Here is a 19,226-nt window from a genome sequence, read left to right as displayed (position 1 = left end):
AACATTGTGGGTTTCATAATCCTTTTTGTTATTTAAAAAGGATGTGTTCAATTCTAATTAAAGGTGGTATTTTTTTTGAAAGTTTGCTGGGAGGTTATTAGCTGGGGGGATGGGTAACAGTATAATAAGTACAGATGAAAAGGAGGTTTTATGAAAGCGTTAGACGTGGTTTCAACTCAACTCAACTTTATTAATCTGTTGGATCAGGCAGGATATGCTCTTTCAGAAATTGTTGTAAAACGCTTCAGTGCTGCACCAGCCTTTAACGAAGGGCACTGGTTGTTCATTGCAGAGCAGGATAACCGCTACATTGAAGTGGTCTGTATTCTCTCTTTAGCTTCAGAAAGCGGAGAGCAGCATATTGATGTTTTTATTAATATGTTCGAAGACCCGATTGATGATGTTATTTCACGAAACATTGAAACCAAAACCTTTGCGACGCTTTATAAATACATTGAACGTATACCTTTTACTCCGGGTGTAAAGAAAGAATTCTTGAGCAGTATTGAGAACATCAATTTTAGTTAATCAAAAACCACAACTTTTTGCCACCAAGTTATTAGGTAATGCTATCAACCTGATATAATTACCTTAACATGAATATGAGCGGAGCCGGGTTATGTCTAATAATACTGAAGTCATTAGCTGTGATTTATTTTCAACTCTATCTTCACTTAATTTTAGCACCGAGGATATTACAGGTTTGACTCCGGCCAACTTTCGAAAGGGAGCTTTCTTACATGCAAAAATTTCTGCTAGCCAGGCCACGCGAGCGACTGATATTTCCATTCAATTACTCACGGATCGTGTTTCAGGTGAAATGAACTACGTAATAGTAATTGGCAGGCACGAAGGACTCCTGCAAAGCGAAGCAATTGACCCAAACGCTGATAAGCAATACCGGGAAAACCGTTATTCTCGCCATTTTATCTCAGTAACCGATGCCAATACCAAAGCCCTGAAAAAAACCTGCAAGGTAATGAAAACATATATCAAAGAGCAGGCATTTAAGCCTAACACCTGGGGGCACAGTTTCATTAAGGGTTGATTTATTCTTGCCCCGGTGAGCCGGGGCAACGCTAAATTAACCTCAAACTGTGCTGGAGGCACAAATGTCTGAAAAACACTTTATCGTTAAAATCCAGAACCGAAACGGCGACCATGAGAATAGCTATGTTCGGTTACTCGTCAGCGATTGTGAGAAAAATGCTTGCCAGACGGCACTCATTTCAGAGTGCCATGGCGAGCTTGAACAGCTGAGTTTTGAAGACGGTGGGGTTTACGACTACAACGGCGAAAATCACTACAGTGTCAGGAGCTGCGTGGAGGTTGCTCCAGAAGACGTTGCAACTTTGCAACGCTTCCTTTAACACCTGCGACATTTGATTAAATATCGGGCGTCCGCTACAGGATGCCCGTGATTTAAACGATTCCTCAAAGATCGCTGTCACTCCTGATAACTGTATTAAGAGCAGGTTTGTGATAGGTTCAGCGTAACAACATTACTGGAATTTTGGTTGCCTTGATGAAGAGCTGCTTTTCTGATTTACCCGTTAAAGACGGCACGTCCGGAACCTGGAAACTGGACACATTCGAAATTACCGCAGATAAGGCGATGAGCCTCGCCCTTCGTGCCGAGTATACAGGTAATACAGACGAGTTTATCCCGCCCGGTAGATATCGGCGTTTGTCCAACGGCTGGGATGTGGTGATGTCCAATACCCCGATGGAGATCAGAACCTGCCAGGATTTTTTAGAGCGAGCCACCGGGCGCGTGCTCATTAATGGTCTTGGTCTGGGGATGGTGCTTCACGCCATTCTTCAAAAAGAAGATGTAACCCATGTAACAGTAATTGAAAAAGAACAGGACGTTATTAACCTCGTTGCGGCCTCGTTTGCAAACGATCCTCGCGTTGAAATTATCCATGCTGATGCAATGATGTATTGCCCACCAGCAGGCGTCACGTACAACGCATGCTGGCACGACATATGGCCAGACTTCGCAACAGCTAACCTCTCACAGATGGATAAGCTGGAAATTAAGTACCGGGACATCTGTGAATGGCAGGGCTCGTGGGGCAGGGAGGAGTGTGAGCAAAAGCACATTGAGTTTCAAAATCTTGGGGCTGATTGAGTACAACTTTTGAAGGTGTCTCCGCTAAAGAAGACTGGGTCTCTTTGCGCATGCCCAGCTGTGCTGCATGACCTGACAAAGCCTATAAATAAACAGATCGGTTTGATTTAGTAATCCCCCTTCCAACCATCAGGCCGATATTTAAACTGCATCTCCATTAAGGATGGCTGATGAGCACGATTTCTACGGATTTAATTGCACGGATCTACGCAGCCTCCGAATTGCCGTTGAGCAACGACGAGCTTTATCGCGAAGTGCAGCGTGAAACTGGCATGTCGGATGCCGAATTGCACGAACTGAAAGAATTTGGGTCAGATAAAACCAGAACCAGCGGCGTCAAACACAAAGTACGCTGGTTTCAGCAGACTCTTCGGCAGGCCGGAGTCATCGAACGCGTTCCAGAAAAACGGGGCGTCTGGAGATACTCCTCTAAGACGAAAACAAACCTACACGAGTCATGGGAAAAGCTCTGTGTTGTCGGTTTCTCAACTTCTCTTGGGGCATCGGTTTTTGGAAACGCCTATGCCTTCTTCAGCAATATCACAGAGCAAATTCATCTTTGCCTGACCTCGCCGCCTTACCTCCTTCGAAATTCAAGAGACTACGGGCATGGCGGGGGGCGTGGCGAGCAGGTTTATATTGACTGGCTTCTGCGTATCCTCGAACCGATCGTGAAACAGCTTGTACCCGGCGCAAGTGTGGCATTGAATATCACTCAAGATAGCTTTAATAGGGGCAGGCCTTCACGTTCTCTGTATCTGGAGCGTCTGACACTGGCATTATGTGACAAGCTGGGGCTTGAGCTCATGGACAGGCTTCAGTGGGTGAATCGCAGTAAGCCCCCATCGCCAACGCACTGGGCATGTAAGCAACGAGTGCAGCTCTGCTCATCGTATGAGCCTGTGCTGTGGTTTACCAATGATGCGAGTAAGGTTCGTTCAAACAACTTACGTGTACTGCAACCGCATTCAGAGCAGCATCTTAAATTGCAGGCAGCAGGCGGTGAAAATCGCACGACCTTTTATGGTGATGGGGCGTACCAGCTTAAAAGCGGATCCTTTGGAAATAAAACAGAAGGAACGATCCCCAAAAATACTTTGTTTTACGGCAATAGCTGCGCTGATACGAGATTTTGCCATTCCATTGCCCGCGAGCTAGGTTTTCCGCTGCATGGTGCAACGTCTCCTACCAGGCTTGCAGCGTTTCTGATTGAGTTTTTGACAGAGCCGGGAGATCTTGTTGTAGATCCCTTCGCTGGCCTGCATAAAGTTCCCATCGCAGCCGAGCGACTTGGCAGACGTTGGCTGGCGACGGACAAAATCATGGAATGGCTGGCGATTTCCCGAAACCTTTTTACGGCCGCACCGGGATATAAGAGTAACCCCATGCTGGACGAGCTCGCCGAACTGTATCGGGCTTAATGCAAGTTAACGGTTTTGATAAAGTGGTTTGAAGCGACAAGCGGTTTATTCATTTTGCATTGTTTCTACCATAAAATGACAATATTAACGGCTTAGCATACGCCGCAGAGATAATTAGGGTGCCATTCATTTCCGGTTGTCTGTATTAACGAGTGTATTCAATATTCACTTGTTTCTCCGATATAGACCCAACAAAAAAAACTGATGGTTGTGATACAGAACTTGTTGAATTAACATCCGGTACATTAACTATATTGGTAATTTAGACGGTTTCTAAATTAAAGGTGGACAGATATGAAGTCAGATACAGAAATGGTTTCTCCTATCGAGTTGCACATTGGCGATCATGTCCAGCGGCATGGTGCTTTATTTGAGGTTATGCATATTGTTGAATCCGAATGCGATATTCCCGGCGGCATCCGGGTAGCAGCATGCATTTCACGGGTTATCGGTGACGTTACGGGCAATATTCCTCGTGGTTGGCTGGAAACACCGAAGCGTATGGCTGAGCGAGGAGTTAAGTGGGCGACGAGTCTGCCTGAGGGGCTTTACTTTAACATCCAGGGGAACGCACATGCGAAAGTAAGCCGGGTTATTCGTAATGTGACTAATTGAAACTTTTTTCTGAATTGCGGTGTAAAAGTTACTTTTCACCGCATCGTTTTCCCTAACTACTAAATCAGAGCTTCTCTGAAATAAGCGGATTTAACCGCTAGCGATTTATTCAGGCCATTTTATTCTAATCATTATCCTACACTTCAAAAATATTCATTATTTTTTCTTCTGACCTATTAGCCAGAATTCTCGATTCGGTATCATTTACTTACGGTAAATCTTTTGAAAACGAGGTAAATGGCATGCATTCTCAGGATCCTATCACGAAATTAACCCAGACGTTGCAACGCGACGATGGTTCTCAGGTTCGTATTGTAGCGCAGCGGGGATATGGAAGTGGGCTTACAGCCTCGCTTGATGTGTACGTTCTCCGTCGTGATTCCTCTGAAAGCAACTGGTCACTGTGCGGAAAAGATCCTCACCCAGAGTGGAGAAAGATGTCAGTAGATGAGTATCAGAAATTTGGACGCTCTGAAATGCTGCGTTATGCCACACCAGGTGAAATTCTCAGGGTGGCATCCGCTATTGGCCAGCCAATGAGCTTCCTCGATGGCAACCCTGCGTTTTAGCCCGAACCCTGGCGACGCCTTTTAAACCGGCGTCATTCTTTTTACGAGCAACAGACGGAGAAAAAATGAATCTGAACGAACGAAGCACGAGCGCAGCAACGCCAGATTTGAGCCGACTTTATCTCATTTCCGGGCGCATTATGTTTGATGATGATGATCAGGCCTACCTGGTCGAAGCCGACTCCCCTGGTGATGCAGAGGAGGCTTTCCGGCATCATATTGCTGACAGTGCCGACGACTTAGAAAAGGTGATTATAGTTTCCTCTACAAGTTTCGCTTCAGCTCACAGCAGTCGCGTAATTTGTCGGCCTGCCGTGAAGTAATTTCAACTTCCAATGATATTTCCCTCTTTATAAAAGCCGCCGTCTGGCGGTTTTTATTTGCAAAAATGAATATTAATCCTGAATGATATTAATTTAAGATGAGGTAGTGTTCATATTCTTCTTCTTAATATTTTTTCTAAAAAAACGCCTTCAGGTTATTAGTTGGTATTAGTGTATTTGTTATGATCTTCTCATCAAATACATTAATTAAATAATCAAGGAGTCAACTGTGGCAGATAATTATACTCAGGCGTCGTTTATTATTCCCTGCACTCAGGAGCAGGCAAAAATGGCACAAGAAGCAATCACATTCGTTACCGAAGCAGAAATTGCAGAAGGTGAGCGTTTGCTTGATAAGCCACTGACAGATTGTTCTCTGACTGAGAAGCTGATCCTCAGTATTATCGAGAACCACCCTGAGTATGACCCTTCTGAGCCGAGCTTTGGGCAACCATCCTGCCCAGACTGCAATTATGAACTGTTGTTCGCAACAGAAGTTACCAGCAGTGGGCTGGCAGTTTTTCATGGAGAGACCATTGATCTTGACCATGCAATTTGCCTCACAACTGCCGTGCTGTCGGTATTCGACCTCTCGGAAATGGTAACAATTACTGCTGCATTTACATGCAGTAAAAGCCGGACAGATGAATTTGGGGGTATGACTATTCTGGTCACAAAGGATACCCACTATTACCAGGATGGCTGTCAGTTTTCTCGTCTCATGAATGAGGCTCACAAAGCCGGTATCCAGTATGCTCTGTGTAAAGTGACGCATTACCACGGTGAGAGCAGCTATGTGGCAAGCTATGTCCTGAGCTGCGACGTAGCGGATTCAGCCCAGGAGGTCGTTAACAAACGACTGAAGGCATGTGCCGGAAAAGAGCCAGAAGACGGAATCTATATTCTGTGTGAAGAAGACAACACTAGTCTTTCGGTCGAACTCGTTACAGAACTGTCTCCGCTCGATTACGACAAGCTGAGCAAGCTTCTCCCTTCCCTTGACACCCTTTGCGGCGCTTAAGCCTGCCAATTACCGTAGCCACCGGTTTCCCCGGTGGCCTGGAGCCTGCCATGACCAATAAATTCATAGTTTCTACCGTTGATTGTATCAATGAATTTGCAAGTGACGTTCCGCAGAGTGTTTCCTTACGGATAGATACAATGCTTGAACAGCGTATCCGCAAATTGGCGGCATACGTGAAAGAAAACGATCTTCATTTAACTGAGTTTTACTTCTATGACGCTAACTGGTCATTTTGTGGTGAAGATGAAATTCAAGAAATAAAAGACATGGATGAATATAAGCATAGCGACAGCATAAAGCAGGAAGCGATGCTGCGGGAAGTAATGCCATCAGCACGTACGGAATGCCCGGTTATTAGGGTGATGAAAGATTCATTTCAGCTTTCAGCTCTACCACGCCATTGTGGTGATGACATGACTCTTAACACTCCTTTTATTCCGCTGTCTGAGTTGAAAACAAATAATACGGCATTTATTACGCCGCCAACCTATAACTAATAGCTGTGCCGGGTGATTAAATTACAATGGATTATTTTTATATATATTGACATTAAATCCGCGTGATTTTGATTTAATATAATTTCGCTAAATGGTTGCGCTGTAGTTATTTTAAAGTTCTAATAATATCAGTGATGCAGCATATACCGTGGTTCAGGAAAATATATGTTTATTGAAAAAAGCGACTCATTCCTTGAATTATCCTCAGAAGTTATTTTTCCTGAGGCGGCTAATGCTGCCATTTTGAAACATGATAAATGGGCGGATGTTTGGGAGACCCTGACAACCGATGCCGATCTGAACTATACCGATGAAAAGGAGACTGTGAGTCTTTCTTCTCTGGTCATGTCAGCCACATCTGCTATTTATCAGGCTATTACGGACGGCTGGACAATGTGCGTGGGATACAGTGGCGGCAAAGACTCCCATTCTCTTCTGCACCTGTTTCTGATGGCATTGATCAGGGCAGTACGTAACGGCACAAATATCAGCGAACATCATTTCATTCAGATGTCCGATACGCTGATCGAAAACCCTGAGATGCACTATCAGGCTTCACAGGTTCTCAACCAGCTCAGAATGTTCATTGCTGAACACCAGCTACCGGTCACAGTCCTTGTCGCCCGACCGTCTCTTACGCAGAGCTGGGTCGGCCGCATTCTGACTGGGCGCGGACTTCCGACCTGGACTAATTCTTCTACCCGACAGTGCTCAACCGACTACAAAATCGCGCCCCTGCGCCAGGCCAAAGCTCGTTACCTGAAAAACGCCCCGGCATCCGTTCGAAGCAGGGTATGCCTGATGCTGGGCTCCAGGGATGATGAAAGTGCCCGAAGGGCCGGAAATATCCTCAAAATGGGAGGGCAGGCGAGGAAAGTAACCCTGACTGAGCACGGTGGTGAACTCTATCCGGTAAAGGAGTGGCGCACTCAGGACATCTGGTCTTTTCTGATGGCCTGTGGTTCCGAATCACGCTTCCCTTTACCAAGCTTTATGCCGGATAACTTCAGCCTGGCAACGCTTTATAAAGACGCCACCGGGGAGTGTATCTGGTCGCCGGAGAAACCCACTCGAACATCAGCTTGTGGGGCTCGATATGGGTGCTCGCTTTGCACAGCAGTAGGGGTTGACCATTCAATGGAAACGCTCCTTCGAACTGACCCGGAGAAATACGGTTATCAGGCTGGCCTGAGTCGTCTTCAGCGATTTCTTTCTAAGATCCAGTACGACTGGAGCCTGCGGGATTATATCGGTCGTAAAGTGTTCGAAGGCGGATATGTGCGTCTTCAACCCAATATCTTTTCTTCGTCCCTGACTGAACGTCTTTTTCATGCCTGTTGCAGCCTTGATTATGTTGAAGCAAGACGTGCGGCAGAGCATCGCAGAAAGCTACTTTCCGGCGAGGTTGACGATACGGCTTATAACCGTCGTATGGCTGAGCCACAATTTCGGCTTGTACAGGAAGCAAACGTGATCCACGTTGATTTCCTCTGGTCGTTGCACTGTTTCAACCCTCGCCCGTTTCGGGCAATTGAGATCTATCGCAGGGTCTGGGAAGAGGCCGATCTGGACCTTCTTGAGGATGAGCCTGACATGCAGCCTGTGCCCCGTACACCAATGCCAGCTCCACTCTGGATGAAACTGCCCGGAGGCCGGTTCGGTACAGCTTATGATGGACTGACTGATACGTTGCCGCTGATGACCTATTTTGACGGGCAGGCTGACCCCAGGGCTTCACGTAGCCTAAAGACCGGAGAGAGCAGTTCTGTCGTCGTGGCATTCGAGGAAGAGGATGAGCTGACTGTTGAAGAAGATACGGCGTCCTGGATTATCTGGCATGAATACGACGGGTTACGCCAGCGCATCGCTGACGGTGAGTTTACTCCAACGACTGCTGCTCAGTATCTTCTTCGTTATGGCGCGGTCCGAATTTCAAAAGGCAAGGGCGCTGTCTATCATCGTCTCGCACAACGGGGACAAACCTTTTCCCGCCTGGGGATAGGCGACAGAGTGTCGCTTCCAGAGCTGGTTGCCAGTCGGCGTTTTAAAATACTCAGTGATTCTGCATACCGTCAGGTTGTAGCCCGGAAATTGCGTGGACAGATAAAAAAGTTCAGATTCTGGGCATGCGTAGCTGCCTGTGTTCAGTTGCACGTACACAACAAGACGGCACTCGGAGAAAGAATTTTAACGTTACTCGAAGGTGAGAGGGAACAGCAACAAGGTGCGATCCAGGCGAAGCTGAAGGCGGGAATGATGGATGCAGTTCTAACTCTGTGTAACCAGCGACTCCGGGTGAAAGAAAATACTAACCAGCCAGAGGAGTTCCGCTATTACCGTGCCGTAAGAGCTCGTTTCATGCGCCATTTATCTGAATGCCTTAAGCCAGAAAATGGCGGCGTTATCCGTGACGTTATCTGGGAACTGAGGGTGCTGAGCAGTGCTCACGGTACGACCAAAACAGGTTTTTACTATGTCGATAGCAATCGCCCGACAGCGAAAGGACTGTTAAACCGCCTTCTGATGAGGATGGTCAAGCAGGTCGTATAAGCGTCTGAAACGCGAAACACACGAAAATGGAGGGGTTATACAAAAAAAACTTAGCTTTGATCGTGATGTAATGTGGACATCATGTCCAAGCGTTGCTGCATCCAGAAAAGTAACTTTAATCCTGTTGATACAGCCCTTGCATTACCTGTTTACGCATAGCGTGGAAACGTTCTAATTAAACCAGACGAATATAAATTTAAATTAATTCACTCACCCCCGGAATCGGGGAACTAAACAAAAGGATCATCAATGCAAAATCAAAATACACCCGCTCAGGAAAAACACACCGTATACCTTTTTAATGCCGAACATGCTGACAAGACAGCCGCCAAGCAAGCCGGGAAACTCTTCACGCTGGACATTGAACACCCAATGACCCTCAACGATCTCTCGCTGCTGTGTGAGTCGGTCGCGGACGCTGTGGGAGCACCTGGCGGAATTAAATATGAAATCACAACAGAGCCTAATGGGGTTCAGGAGGAATACTGAATCAGTGTGGTGTGAGTCCATTTTAATTTGACGTTTCATGAGTTCTATCGAGAGGCTGAAGTATGACTTTGAAAATGGAAAGTTCCCGGACTTCCAAGCCTGAGGGGCCATTTGTATTAATCACTTTTGAGGGGGACGAATTTCTTTTTGATGACAGACATAATGTCGTCAAGATAAATGGCAGGCCTAAAAAAATGGATGTAAAGCGAAATTATTTTGAGTCCGATCTGGGAGAAGGGAAAGCGAAATACTGGACTTTAAATATCGAAGAGGCTCATCGGTTCAATTCGATTGATGAAGCGACAGAACAACTTTGTAAACTGAGTCGCCCTCATCTGATCAAAATTCGCAAAGTTGAGGGGGTATCTGAATGACCAAAGAGATGTTTTTACGCATTTTAAATGAGGCACAGGCTCGTGTGGATAACGATTCGCTTCCGCTTGATGTTCGTATCCGGTCACGCACCACGGTAAATGATTGCGTCATCCGGGCAGATAAAGAGGGGTGGCCTATTGAGTATAAACAGAAGGTCTGGGTAGATGCAGTCAGTGGCTGTTATCTTTAGCGGTTACTTAAGCCAGTTCCTGTGCCCGTGAGCTTAGTAAAGGCGGAAAATGATATGGTCAAGGTGATAAATATCAACGGGAATTTAGTTGAATTACCTGAGCCCTCAGCAAAGTTATCCAAAGCTGAATCACCTGATGGTAGGTTCTCAAAACCTAAAAATAAGATCTCTAAAATACAGCGAGCTGAGCTGCGAATGAAATTTGGGGGGCGTTGTGCCTATTGTGGTTGCAAGCTTCCTGAAAAAGGGTGGCATGCCGATCATGTTGAGCCTGTTCGACGCGACTTTGAACTGGTGAGAGCCCCTGTCGGCAGCGGCGTAACTCATGTTGCCCGAAGTACGGGTAAGGTTATGCACCCTGAACTGCATGCTATAGAAAACTTATTTCCATCATGCGCCCCCTGCAACCTTTTTAAAGGAGCTTTTAGTGTTGAAGGAATGAGAAAAGAAATTACCAAACAGGTTGAACGGGCTCGCGCATATAGCGTGAATTTCCGTACCGCAGAACGTTTTGGGTTGCTTCATATTGTAGAAAAACCGGTCGTCTTCTGGTTTGAGCAGTATAACGAACAGAAACAAAACGAATAATTTCTGTGAAACATAAAAGAAGTTAATCAGCAGTGGTTTACTAATTAAAGAGTGATTTAAATATTTTGATGCTGCTGAGGAGCTGCCTGGTATATCCTTCAAAGGAGAAAATGATGTATCTGCATCTTGTGCCCCGTATTCTTCACCATATGAAAAACAAGTGTACTCTCGTGTCAGTTTCTGTACCTGAATTGTCACTTGAGCTTAAAGCTGATTCGCTGGTGGCAATGAAACCTTATCCCAACAAGTCCTACCACGTTGTCATGTTGAAGGGGCGACGTGCATTAAATGGCTTTCTGGTAAAAAGCCCACGGACTTTAACTGAGTTCACAATGATAACAATCTGGGAAATTGAAGGCTTTGGAAAAATTAGTCATACCGTAAAAACGCTCGTTCAGGACAAAGACTATGACTTGGTCTCCCATGATGTCCTTTTGGCACATGCATACCATCAGAGGGAGGAAGAATTGGGGTACCGTGTACATCCATCCTATGACAGTCTAGCTCCCGTCGATTTTGAACCAACAATGCAGTCAAGGTACATAAAGGAATCCGATCTTTCCCACGACGTATGGGAAACCTATTCATGGGGGGAATTGCTGCGTTCGCGTGAAGAGACATTTCTGGCGATGACCATGTCATCTGCTCGTTTAAGCCATCCAGCATTCATCAGAGGAAACCGACTTCCTCAAACTGACCAGGCCATCATTATCAGTTCGTAACGACCTTTTATTCTTTTTGATGCCAGGCGAGTCTCCTTTTGCCTGGCCACTTTGATTTATTGCCTGGGAGTAACCTATGGATGAGCAAGATATTCTCCGCGTTATAAACGGCCGTGAGATTGATGCTTCTGACCTCCTGGAAGAAGCTATGCCGAACGCAGCCCGACGCTTTTATCGTTTAACTAACAGCATGAACAAATTGCTTTAGGAGGTCAGGGAGCACTTTCCTGACGCGATGTATTACTCTGCCAGCGGAACGGTAAGCCTGCTGTTGGGGAGCAGCCACGACAACAATGACCATCCGGTTAGAGAAATGGTCGCTGTAAGGTCACCAGATCTAAACATTGAAGGCGGTGATTGGTAGGTCAAGCAGGGGATCTATGTGCACTTCATGTCCTAACTTCATCCAGTGCTGAATTCAGTGCACAGACAGTAGGGGACTTCTCCTTTAATCAGAATGGCAAAGGGTTACGTGAGGATCAGATTCTATTTTTTTGCCTCGAAAACGGATAAACCCAGGTTTTGGCGCTTTAACCGAAAAATCAGCAGAACGGTAAATGATAGGCTGTCATGGATAACCATTTTGAGGCAAAAATGAACGTTTCAACTGACAGCAGCAACATATCGATAGCAGAACTCAAAGAAGAATTTATACCCGGTCTTCTGCTTAATGCTGGGGCAATAAGCCATTACGGCGACTCGGCTTTATCTTCGAAGGCTATGGATAAGTATTCAAATCTTCTGGAGAAAGACGCAGTTACCGCTTTATCAGGAGCCTTGAACCGTATCGTAAGTGCCTTAGCGGAGGCAGATCCACGTTCTATCAGTAGCAATCCATCCTGGTTTTCCCGCTTTACGGGCAAACACCTTGAAAAGCGCGTTCGTTACCAACACGCACGTGAGAAGGTGGAAAATCTTATTAATGAGGGGAACGGATATCTGACACATGTGAATGAGACGCTACTGGCTTTAGAAGAGCTGCTTGAAACATATGTGTCAGAAATCAAACGCCTTAAAATTTTTATCCAGGCAGGCCATGAGTTCCTTAGGGATTCTACCGAAGAAAAAAATAGTGACGATCTAAGCCTTGTCTTCGATAAACCGAGGGAAAGATTTGCCAGACGTTTAGCTAACCTGGCAACACTGCTTGCGTCTCATGAAATGGCCGCCATGCAGATGGAAATCACTCGCGGGACTTGTATAGATATTGCTGACCGCTTTAACGAAACTATAAAAGTCCTGGTTCCAGTATGGCGGCAACACACACTTTCGCTGTTATCAGTAAATAACACTGACCCTACGATTGTTAGAAAAGCTAATCAGGCCCACGAGGCTCTTCTAAAAAGCCTGCGACAAAATTTAGAGGGATTCCAAAAATGATTAATAATTTGACCACCAAAACTGAGGTTGTTGCTTTTACTTTGACTTCCGCTGAACTGGAAAAGTTCGGGCTGAATGAGCAAGATGAACAAGAGATTAAAGCCGTCGCGGAATGCATTAATGCCGATGATCCAGGAACAGTTTATCGTTTTGGCCGGGCAATGGGGGAAAACACTGCTAATTATGCGGATAGCCTGCTTGAGCAAATTCGCAATAAAGATTTAGACGAAGCCGGGAGCAAATTAACTGAAATTATCAACCTTGCAAGAAATGTAAACATCTCGAACTTAACTGAAAGTCGTTCAAATCTGCCAGTTATTGGCCCTTTGTTGGATAAAATCCGCACCCGTGGGAAGAATTTCGCCGCACAGTTTGAATCAACTCGTGAACAAATCGATGCTCTGGTTTCAGAGGTTTCAGTTACACAGAATAGCCTCGGTTCTAATAATATTTCGCTCCAGCAAATGTTTGATGAAGTCGTTAAAGAACACCACTTAACAGGTGTACATATTGCTGCCGGTAAATTAAGGCTGGGAGAATTACAATTAAAAGCAGAAAATCTCAGAGCTAATGTTGGTAACAATCCTGCTAAGTTCCAGGAAGTATCTGATCTGGATACGCTAATTGCTAATTTAGAAAAACGTATTGGCGATTTAGTTGTTTCTCAGCAGTCTGCTATGCAAGTATTGCCAATGGTACGGATTATACAGGCAAATAACCAAAGTCTTATCGACAAGTTTCATAGCGTCAAAGAGGTTACTGTCCCTAATTTCAAGCGTCAGTTTCTGTTAGCCATTTCTCTAAATGGACAGCGTAACGCTGTAAATCTTGCCAATGATATCGATAATGCCAACAATGAGTTACTCCGTAGTAATGCAAAATTACTGCATCGCAATGCAGTAGAAACTATGAAAGCAAACCAACGGCTGGTTATTGATATAAGCACCCTTAAAGAGGTGCAGGATACGCTTATCCAGACGGTTGGCGATGTTGTTAAAATCCAGAGAGAAGGGGCTATTAAGCTCAGGGAAACAGAAAAACAGGTTCTTGCCATGCGTGAGAATTTGCGCACCCGACTGACACAAAAAGGGGTAGATCATGGTGCGTAACCTTAAGAGTAGTGACGATTTTTCCCGTGAACTGTCATTTCTTTTTCACCGGTCTATAAAGATTAGAAATTCAGGTTTCGCGATATTTGGTGCGGGCCTGCTGATAATGATTTTTGGTCTTTGCTTGTGGTTGCTGTCATTACACCTCTCACCTTCAGTTCTGGACTTTGATATTGATGTGCCCTTGTCATTCTTCAATTCATCTGAAGGTGAAGATAAGTTAGTGGTTTCGGATTTTGGCGATGCATTTGGAGGCTTCCTAACTACATATTCTAAGTTGCTATTAGGGATTATGGGGCTATTAGTAGTTTCTTCAACTGCCTTTAAAATTTTAAAGGGGGAGGAAATAGGTGAGATATTCCCGATGCTTCTAATTGCTGGCGCTTTTCTTATCGGCTTGTCAGTTTTTACATCTGCTTTAGGTTCGGAAGAGACTGATGCCACTTCAGCTTCGACTGTAAAGGTTATCAAGAAATATGTAAAACATGAAAAATACGATAAACTTGTCGCATATTTAAATGATAGTAATTGGCCCTCAGGCGAAGAGGTATCTGTAAACTATTTAAAGGCGCAACTACATATAAAACTCGGCAAGCCAGATGTGAAGTTAACACAGAATGTTGTTAGGGCGTATATGTCTGGTGTATTACAGTCAAATATTCCCGTGAAAGTTCGTTATGCATTGGAAAAGACAGCTTTAGATAAATCCGTCTCACCACTTGCGATTCGTTATGAGCAAAAACGTATGTCTAAATCACATACCTTTTCAAAAGCGTCGGTTAATTGTCTTAAAGTAGGTAGTCCCGTCGCATTCGTTGGCGTTTTGTTCGCTCTTCTTGGTATAAAAATCAGGCGGCGAGTCAGATTCTTAGAATCAAATTGAATGAAAGCCCGGTACGCTGGGCTTTTTTATTCAGTAACTTTTATCAAATATGTAGTAATTTACCGGAATCTGCTTCTCCAGCTTGTTAGCTGAAAAGCTTACTCAAGTATAATAATCTACTTCTGATTATGTTTTTTATGGTTTTATTTTTACACAACTTATTAAGGATACATGATGTGTAACTTTACTCCTGTTCAAATTATTGCTGATTATATACTGAGGTTTCTTAAAAATAATACTGATGCCAAGCTTTATGAGGCAATGCAGCGTCTTGAAAAGAAAATTGGTCAGTTTGTCGCTGATGGGGTTGATGAACATCAATTACGCTCTTCATTAAGCAAAGTCTGTCGATCTCGTTCCAGGGCGGCTCTTAAAGAGGAGTGTGAACAACTCATTCCATAAAAAGAACATCATACGGGAAAGTTACTTTAACGGTGAATGGCTCGCTTCTGGCGGTTTAAGTTGACGGCCATTCCTACCATAGCCATCATAAAGTATGATTAGCATTCGAGTGTGGCACTACTAATTTTAATGGGCTACGCATTCAGTCTCCACCTCTCTAACTATAAAGGTTCTTTTCATGTCCAATAGCTTCGATAAGCCGCAAACGCTCCCGGTACATAATTCTGATGCCGAACCCTTTTTTCCGAAAAACCTTGGTCCATTTATCGAGCAGGTATCCGGAAGGGATCTGGCAATGCTCACAGAATCAGAGAAGGAAAAACTTGCGCACCTGATCAGAACTGGGCGTAAATATGGAGTTTCTGTCGCTATCGTTCCTGATACAGATTCTGCTGAGCTTCATGAATTACTGTCTAATGCCGATTCCATTGAAAGGCAGTTTTCCATCTATGAACGCATCCAGACGAAGATTGCGTTCACGCGGTGTCAGGAAGCATAAACAAAGTGAGAAATACAACTACGTGGTATGACGTAGAACATATTGAAATCACCACAGGCGAGCGAGGCGGCAGGATATGGGTGCTGAAGCTCTCCTGTGGCCATACAGTATTTCGCCGAATACCTCCTATACGTCTTCATAACCTCACAGCTTTTTCTCTGCGGGAGCCCCCAGAAAAATGTCGGTGCTCTCTTTGCAATTCAAGTCCATAATAAAGCCTTTTTAAAGGCCACAAACTGCATATCACTGGATAAATCATCCTCTACAGCGTTCATTCTTAAACGCAAAATTTATATTTCATTCATTCTATTTTAAAAGCGTTATAAAAGACGGAATCCTATTTAGTCTGTTTGATGCTTAAATCATCTTCAGTGCCTTTTATCTTTTACCCAGCGACTTTAACATTAACCTGAGCAGAAAACTTGTTTTCAAACTAAGTTCGAAAACTTTCTGCTCAGGTTATTAGCCGGGTAAGCCACTTTGTTATATTTGTTTCATGTTAACAGAGGAGGCGATATGCAAATTGAAAAGGTGATGTCATTACTTGAAGTGCTTTCAAGCTGGCTTGAAGATAACATCAATATGGATTCTGAAATTATCTTTGATAATGACGAAGATAATACCAACTCAGAAATTCTGTATCCTGCTGTAGAAAAGGCTAATGCCGTTTTGCGCAAAATGGCATCTTTATCTTCAGATTCTGTTCATGCAATTCGACAGCGCTTGCAGCTTGCCGTAGAAGGCAAAGCTGAATTGTCCCTCAAGGATGTGGGAGAGCTTCTGCTGGCAACAAAGTATCTGATGTTGTCCACTGAAGAGGGAGAGTAAGCCTGTGACCACTCTCGTATTTGAAATGGCAGATATCAATAAACTGATCGAAGAAATTCGCACCGCAAAAACGTTTTCGGTCACCCCAGATCAGATCTATGACCCGGCATGCTATCCGGGGGGAGCCCTCCTTAACGCTGAGGGACAGACTGAAGAAGAGGCGCGTAAAGCTGGTAGGGTTTTCTTTCCCTCATCCTCAAAAATTGCCAGCACACATCTGGTGCCAAAAGTGCTTCTCGCGCACAGTCATGGTGTATACCTGATCACTAATGCTGAGCTTGAGGGCTCTCCCGCATCCCGCGATACTGTGGCTTACGCCCAGGGGATGAATCCAAAACTGGATGAGGACTGGGATTACGCTTGTGATGCCGCTTTGGGTGGGTCTGATTGTAGCTATACCATTCCCGTTGAGTGGCTGGAGTTAGCGGTAGAGCAGGGTTTTCAGGAGTTTCGACTTCGAATGAGTGAAACCAATATCAAACTTGTCAGCAAATAGTATGTCCTTGCTGTTTCCAGTCAAACATTGTCCGCCAGTCGAGCTGCTGGCGGATTGTTTTATATAAGGCCGGGAAGGTATGTCAGGTTTAAGCAGTTCCGCCCAGAAGCTTACAAGGGCGCAGATTTACGTGTTAAGACGGATGGCATCCGGCACGATCTATGATATCTCTGGCAATTTCAGACGGGCCAGAGAACGGCGTACGTTTATGGGGAATCCTGATGATGTGACGTGCAGGAGCTCTCCGGTCCTGTTCCGGCTGGGCCTCGTGGAGTTATGCCAGCCAGTAAGGCATCTGGAGCCAGGTTTATACTATCGGCTCAAGTTGAGCTCCTCAGGGCATGAAGCTCTTAAGGCGAACGCACACCTCTAACATTTGAGATAGTTCGTTCGCAGCCAGGAAAGTAACTTTCATCTCAAGTGTGACCCTTACTACCTCATTTATGAGTAAAACCCCCCTCTGATATGTCGAAAATGCTCATTTATACGAAAATAGTTTCTCTTCAGGTGTGATGTAATTACTGAGAATTCTCCCTGAATGGAAGGCAACCGATGAAAATGTTTTTTACCCCTTATGTTCGTATCGTTTTCTATTTTTGCGCATTGATTTTTATTGTTTACAGTTTCAGTGATTTTTTCCAGGGCGTCCCTGACAGCACCTTCTTCAGTGCGGTCATCACGCTACTTGTTATCGGAACCATTGTTGCCCGGCATCTGGATCGCAAAAAATCTCTCAAATATACTTCACAGATTTAAGTTTCCACTCAGGCCACTCTCGGGTGGCTTTTATAATTTAATAAGGACCGGTTCATGCATAACCACGAAATTCAGACCATTGCTATATTTAGTGCCCAGTATAAAAACATCGAAGATGCTGAAAATGCAGGTGCTTTATATTCAGTAGATATTGAATATCCGATGACACTAAATGATTTATCGCGGCTTTGCGACTCTATTGCCGAAGCAGTAGGTGTGCCTGGCGGCGTCAAATACCAGTTCGTGTCCCAGCCGGAAGCGCATGAAACCAGCTTCTGATAACCAGTAACCAAACTGCCTAAAAGCAGGTGCAAAGCCATGAAACAAACAAAGTCTTCTATGTCACGTATTGTGCAGCTGTACGACGGGAGCCGATACGGAAACTGCGAGCAGGCTGATAACGAAGGAGAGCTTTTTACGGTGGTGTTGAATAAGCCTTCGCAGATCGATGACATCCGTAAAATCGTAGACACAACCGCCGAAGTACTTGGCAAAGCTTTGCCAGTACTCCTCTTTTAAAGCTTACATCCGTGAAGGATAATTACGGTCTTACTACTTTCAGTTTTTCATTCCAGTGCCGTCCATTTTAATTTATCGATTTTAAGCGGTCGGCGCTATTTCATTGTTTCTTTTCCGACTGTAATTCCTTATATATAGGAATATTTCAAAGAATTTATCTCAGGTTATTTGTGGCGTGGTGCCAGTTGTTATAATGATTCCACATAATCTGGAGAGTCAATCATGATCACATCTCTAATGAATTTCCGCGATTTAACCGGAGAGGCAGTCATCCAGGCGCGGCAATGCGTTATTAATGCTGAGATCGAAGCGGCCCGGGAAAAGGTAATTCATGCTCGTTCGTTATTCAAAGCGGGTATACATAATGTTGTAAACGGTAGTTCTGGCATTAAGGCTGCGGCAGCACATTTTCTGGTGATAAAACGTTTACAGACTGACACTCGGTATCTGGACGCGGTTATCACTGATAACCTTTGCATGTTTTCTCCTGAGGGTTATCTGTATCTGTTTATGCAACAACGTTATTTCCTATAAAACAATGGGTTAGGTAAGTATCTTTCCATTAAAAACATTAAAAAGGTGACTTGATGAAACCATTTGGACTTGCCGGAAAACCCCGGCCCGAACCTTGCGGCTGCTGCTGGTATACCCGTGAGGACTGCCCTTACGTCAGCGCAAAACAGATCTATCGCCGCAGGCAGCGCAAGGCAGAACGCCAGCGTCAGCGCAGCACCATTGTGATGGCCGTTTCTGAATTTCGCTGACCTCTTCTGGAAATATCATTTTTTCTCCAGAAGAATTTTAAAATAAAGGGAAATCTTTTCACGGGTATCTGATGTTTATTGTTTATGGTAAAT

General features: G+C 44.7%; 28 protein-coding genes. All 28 read left to right on the top strand.

What is annotated here, in order from left to right; translation table 11 throughout:
- The first annotated feature begins 150 nt into the window (after positions 1 to 150).
- The 28 genes from OGY08_RS15745 to OGY08_RS15610 all read left to right on the top strand — a co-directional run bounded on the left by OGY08_RS15745 (position 151) and on the right by OGY08_RS15610 (position 19,133).
- Positions 151 to 528 (top strand): hypothetical protein, encoded by a 378-nt coding sequence (locus OGY08_RS15745; RefSeq protein WP_000645320.1) that lies wholly within the window; start codon positions 151 to 153, stop codon positions 526 to 528.
- Between the two features lie 91 nt (positions 529 to 619).
- Positions 620 to 1,048, top strand: a complete 429-nt coding sequence (locus OGY08_RS15740) for a hypothetical protein (RefSeq protein ID WP_000069824.1) — start codon at positions 620 to 622, stop codon at positions 1,046 to 1,048.
- A 64-nt stretch (positions 1,049 to 1,112) separates the two neighbouring features.
- Complete coding sequence (locus OGY08_RS15735) at positions 1,113 to 1,370, top strand: hypothetical protein (RefSeq protein WP_001290639.1); 258 nt, start codon at positions 1,113 to 1,115, stop codon at positions 1,368 to 1,370.
- Between the two features lie 155 nt (positions 1,371 to 1,525).
- Entirely contained in the window at positions 1,526 to 2,134 is a 609-nt protein-coding gene (locus OGY08_RS15730) for a polyamine aminopropyltransferase (protein ID WP_000833775.1), read from the top strand.
- A gap of 170 nt (positions 2,135 to 2,304) precedes the next feature.
- Positions 2,305 to 3,555 (top strand): site-specific DNA-methyltransferase, encoded by a 1,251-nt coding sequence (locus OGY08_RS15725; RefSeq protein WP_000104393.1) that lies wholly within the window; start codon positions 2,305 to 2,307, stop codon positions 3,553 to 3,555.
- A gap of 294 nt (positions 3,556 to 3,849) precedes the next feature.
- The gene (locus tag OGY08_RS15720) at positions 3,850 to 4,170 is read left to right on the top strand and encodes a hypothetical protein (RefSeq protein WP_000834113.1); all 321 of its coding nucleotides are present in this window, start codon (positions 3,850 to 3,852) and stop codon (positions 4,168 to 4,170) included.
- Positions 4,171 to 4,412: 242 nt separating this feature from the next.
- Complete coding sequence (locus OGY08_RS15715) at positions 4,413 to 4,739, top strand: hypothetical protein (RefSeq protein ID WP_000556022.1); 327 nt, start codon at positions 4,413 to 4,415, stop codon at positions 4,737 to 4,739.
- 65 nt (positions 4,740 to 4,804) lie between these two features.
- Positions 4,805 to 5,062 carry a hypothetical protein gene (locus OGY08_RS15710; RefSeq protein WP_001052325.1) on the top strand — a complete coding sequence of 86 codons (258 nt, stop codon included), beginning with the start codon at positions 4,805 to 4,807 and terminating at the stop codon, positions 5,060 to 5,062.
- Between the two features lie 229 nt (positions 5,063 to 5,291).
- Positions 5,292 to 6,083 carry a hypothetical protein gene (locus OGY08_RS15705; protein ID WP_000774871.1) on the top strand — a complete coding sequence of 264 codons (792 nt, stop codon included), beginning with the start codon at positions 5,292 to 5,294 and terminating at the stop codon, positions 6,081 to 6,083.
- Between the two features lie 50 nt (positions 6,084 to 6,133).
- Complete coding sequence (locus tag OGY08_RS15700) at positions 6,134 to 6,583, top strand: hypothetical protein (protein WP_000182312.1); 450 nt, start codon at positions 6,134 to 6,136, stop codon at positions 6,581 to 6,583.
- A 165-nt stretch (positions 6,584 to 6,748) separates the two neighbouring features.
- Entirely contained in the window at positions 6,749 to 9,133 is a 2,385-nt protein-coding gene (locus OGY08_RS15695; protein ID WP_000469469.1) for a phosphoadenosine phosphosulfate reductase domain-containing protein, read from the top strand.
- Between the two features lie 249 nt (positions 9,134 to 9,382).
- Positions 9,383 to 9,622, top strand: coding sequence for a hypothetical protein (locus OGY08_RS15690; RefSeq protein WP_001180999.1), 240 nt, complete (start codon positions 9,383 to 9,385; stop codon positions 9,620 to 9,622).
- Between the two features lie 62 nt (positions 9,623 to 9,684).
- Positions 9,685 to 9,996: a hypothetical protein gene (locus OGY08_RS15685; RefSeq protein WP_000172888.1), complete on the top strand. Its 312-nt coding sequence runs from the start codon at positions 9,685 to 9,687 to the stop codon at positions 9,994 to 9,996.
- Positions 9,993 to 10,187 carry a hypothetical protein gene (locus OGY08_RS15680; protein ID WP_000159617.1) on the top strand — a complete coding sequence of 65 codons (195 nt, stop codon included), beginning with the start codon at positions 9,993 to 9,995 and terminating at the stop codon, positions 10,185 to 10,187. Before OGY08_RS15685 ends, OGY08_RS15680 begins: the two co-directional genes overlap by 4 nt.
- A gap of 54 nt (positions 10,188 to 10,241) precedes the next feature.
- Positions 10,242 to 10,775 carry an HNH endonuclease gene (locus OGY08_RS15675; protein ID WP_000241452.1) on the top strand — a complete coding sequence of 178 codons (534 nt, stop codon included), beginning with the start codon at positions 10,242 to 10,244 and terminating at the stop codon, positions 10,773 to 10,775.
- Positions 10,776 to 10,885: 110 nt separating this feature from the next.
- The gene (locus OGY08_RS15670; RefSeq protein ID WP_001371923.1) at positions 10,886 to 11,497 is read left to right on the top strand and encodes a DUF6012 family protein; all 612 of its coding nucleotides are present in this window, start codon (positions 10,886 to 10,888) and stop codon (positions 11,495 to 11,497) included.
- A 570-nt stretch (positions 11,498 to 12,067) separates the two neighbouring features.
- The gene (locus OGY08_RS15665) at positions 12,068 to 12,877 is read left to right on the top strand and encodes a toxic anion resistance protein (protein ID WP_000368643.1); all 810 of its coding nucleotides are present in this window, start codon (positions 12,068 to 12,070) and stop codon (positions 12,875 to 12,877) included.
- Positions 12,874 to 13,986 (top strand): toxic anion resistance protein, encoded by a 1,113-nt coding sequence (locus tag OGY08_RS15660; protein ID WP_000609386.1) that lies wholly within the window; start codon positions 12,874 to 12,876, stop codon positions 13,984 to 13,986. Before OGY08_RS15665 ends, OGY08_RS15660 begins: the two co-directional genes overlap by 4 nt.
- On the top strand, positions 13,976 to 14,869 hold the full coding sequence (locus OGY08_RS15655; RefSeq protein ID WP_000252081.1) for a hypothetical protein: 894 nt from the start codon (positions 13,976 to 13,978) through the stop codon (positions 14,867 to 14,869). Before OGY08_RS15660 ends, OGY08_RS15655 begins: the two co-directional genes overlap by 11 nt.
- A gap of 174 nt (positions 14,870 to 15,043) precedes the next feature.
- Positions 15,044 to 15,271, top strand: coding sequence for a hypothetical protein (locus tag OGY08_RS15650; RefSeq protein ID WP_000336109.1), 228 nt, complete (start codon positions 15,044 to 15,046; stop codon positions 15,269 to 15,271).
- 178 nt (positions 15,272 to 15,449) lie between these two features.
- The gene (locus OGY08_RS15645; protein WP_000071366.1) at positions 15,450 to 15,770 is read left to right on the top strand and encodes a hypothetical protein; all 321 of its coding nucleotides are present in this window, start codon (positions 15,450 to 15,452) and stop codon (positions 15,768 to 15,770) included.
- Between the two features lie 516 nt (positions 15,771 to 16,286).
- Positions 16,287 to 16,598, top strand: coding sequence for a DUF957 domain-containing protein (locus tag OGY08_RS15640; protein ID WP_001165367.1), 312 nt, complete (start codon positions 16,287 to 16,289; stop codon positions 16,596 to 16,598).
- A gap of 4 nt (positions 16,599 to 16,602) precedes the next feature.
- Complete coding sequence (locus OGY08_RS15635; protein WP_001371932.1) at positions 16,603 to 17,094, top strand: DUF3085 domain-containing protein; 492 nt, start codon at positions 16,603 to 16,605, stop codon at positions 17,092 to 17,094.
- Between the two features lie 552 nt (positions 17,095 to 17,646).
- On the top strand, positions 17,647 to 17,850 hold the full coding sequence (locus OGY08_RS15630; protein ID WP_000781547.1) for a hypothetical protein: 204 nt from the start codon (positions 17,647 to 17,649) through the stop codon (positions 17,848 to 17,850).
- Between the two features lie 54 nt (positions 17,851 to 17,904).
- A complete protein-coding gene (locus OGY08_RS15625) occupies positions 17,905 to 18,129 on the top strand; it encodes a hypothetical protein (RefSeq protein WP_000551490.1) in 225 nt (74 codons plus the stop codon).
- 39 nt (positions 18,130 to 18,168) lie between these two features.
- Positions 18,169 to 18,369: a hypothetical protein gene (locus OGY08_RS15620; protein WP_000814953.1), complete on the top strand. Its 201-nt coding sequence runs from the start codon at positions 18,169 to 18,171 to the stop codon at positions 18,367 to 18,369.
- 222 nt (positions 18,370 to 18,591) lie between these two features.
- Positions 18,592 to 18,903: a hypothetical protein gene (locus OGY08_RS15615; RefSeq protein ID WP_000633161.1), complete on the top strand. Its 312-nt coding sequence runs from the start codon at positions 18,592 to 18,594 to the stop codon at positions 18,901 to 18,903.
- A 53-nt stretch (positions 18,904 to 18,956) separates the two neighbouring features.
- The gene (locus OGY08_RS15610) at positions 18,957 to 19,133 is read left to right on the top strand and encodes a hypothetical protein (RefSeq protein ID WP_000802040.1); all 177 of its coding nucleotides are present in this window, start codon (positions 18,957 to 18,959) and stop codon (positions 19,131 to 19,133) included.
- The last annotated feature ends 93 nt before the right edge of the window (positions 19,134 to 19,226 follow it).

Source organism: Citrobacter sp. Cpo069, assembly GCF_030332785.1.
In the GTDB taxonomy this organism is placed as follows: Bacteria; Pseudomonadota; Gammaproteobacteria; order Enterobacterales; family Enterobacteriaceae; genus Citrobacter; species Citrobacter portucalensis.
This window is presented reverse-complemented; position numbering and strand designations above follow the sequence as displayed.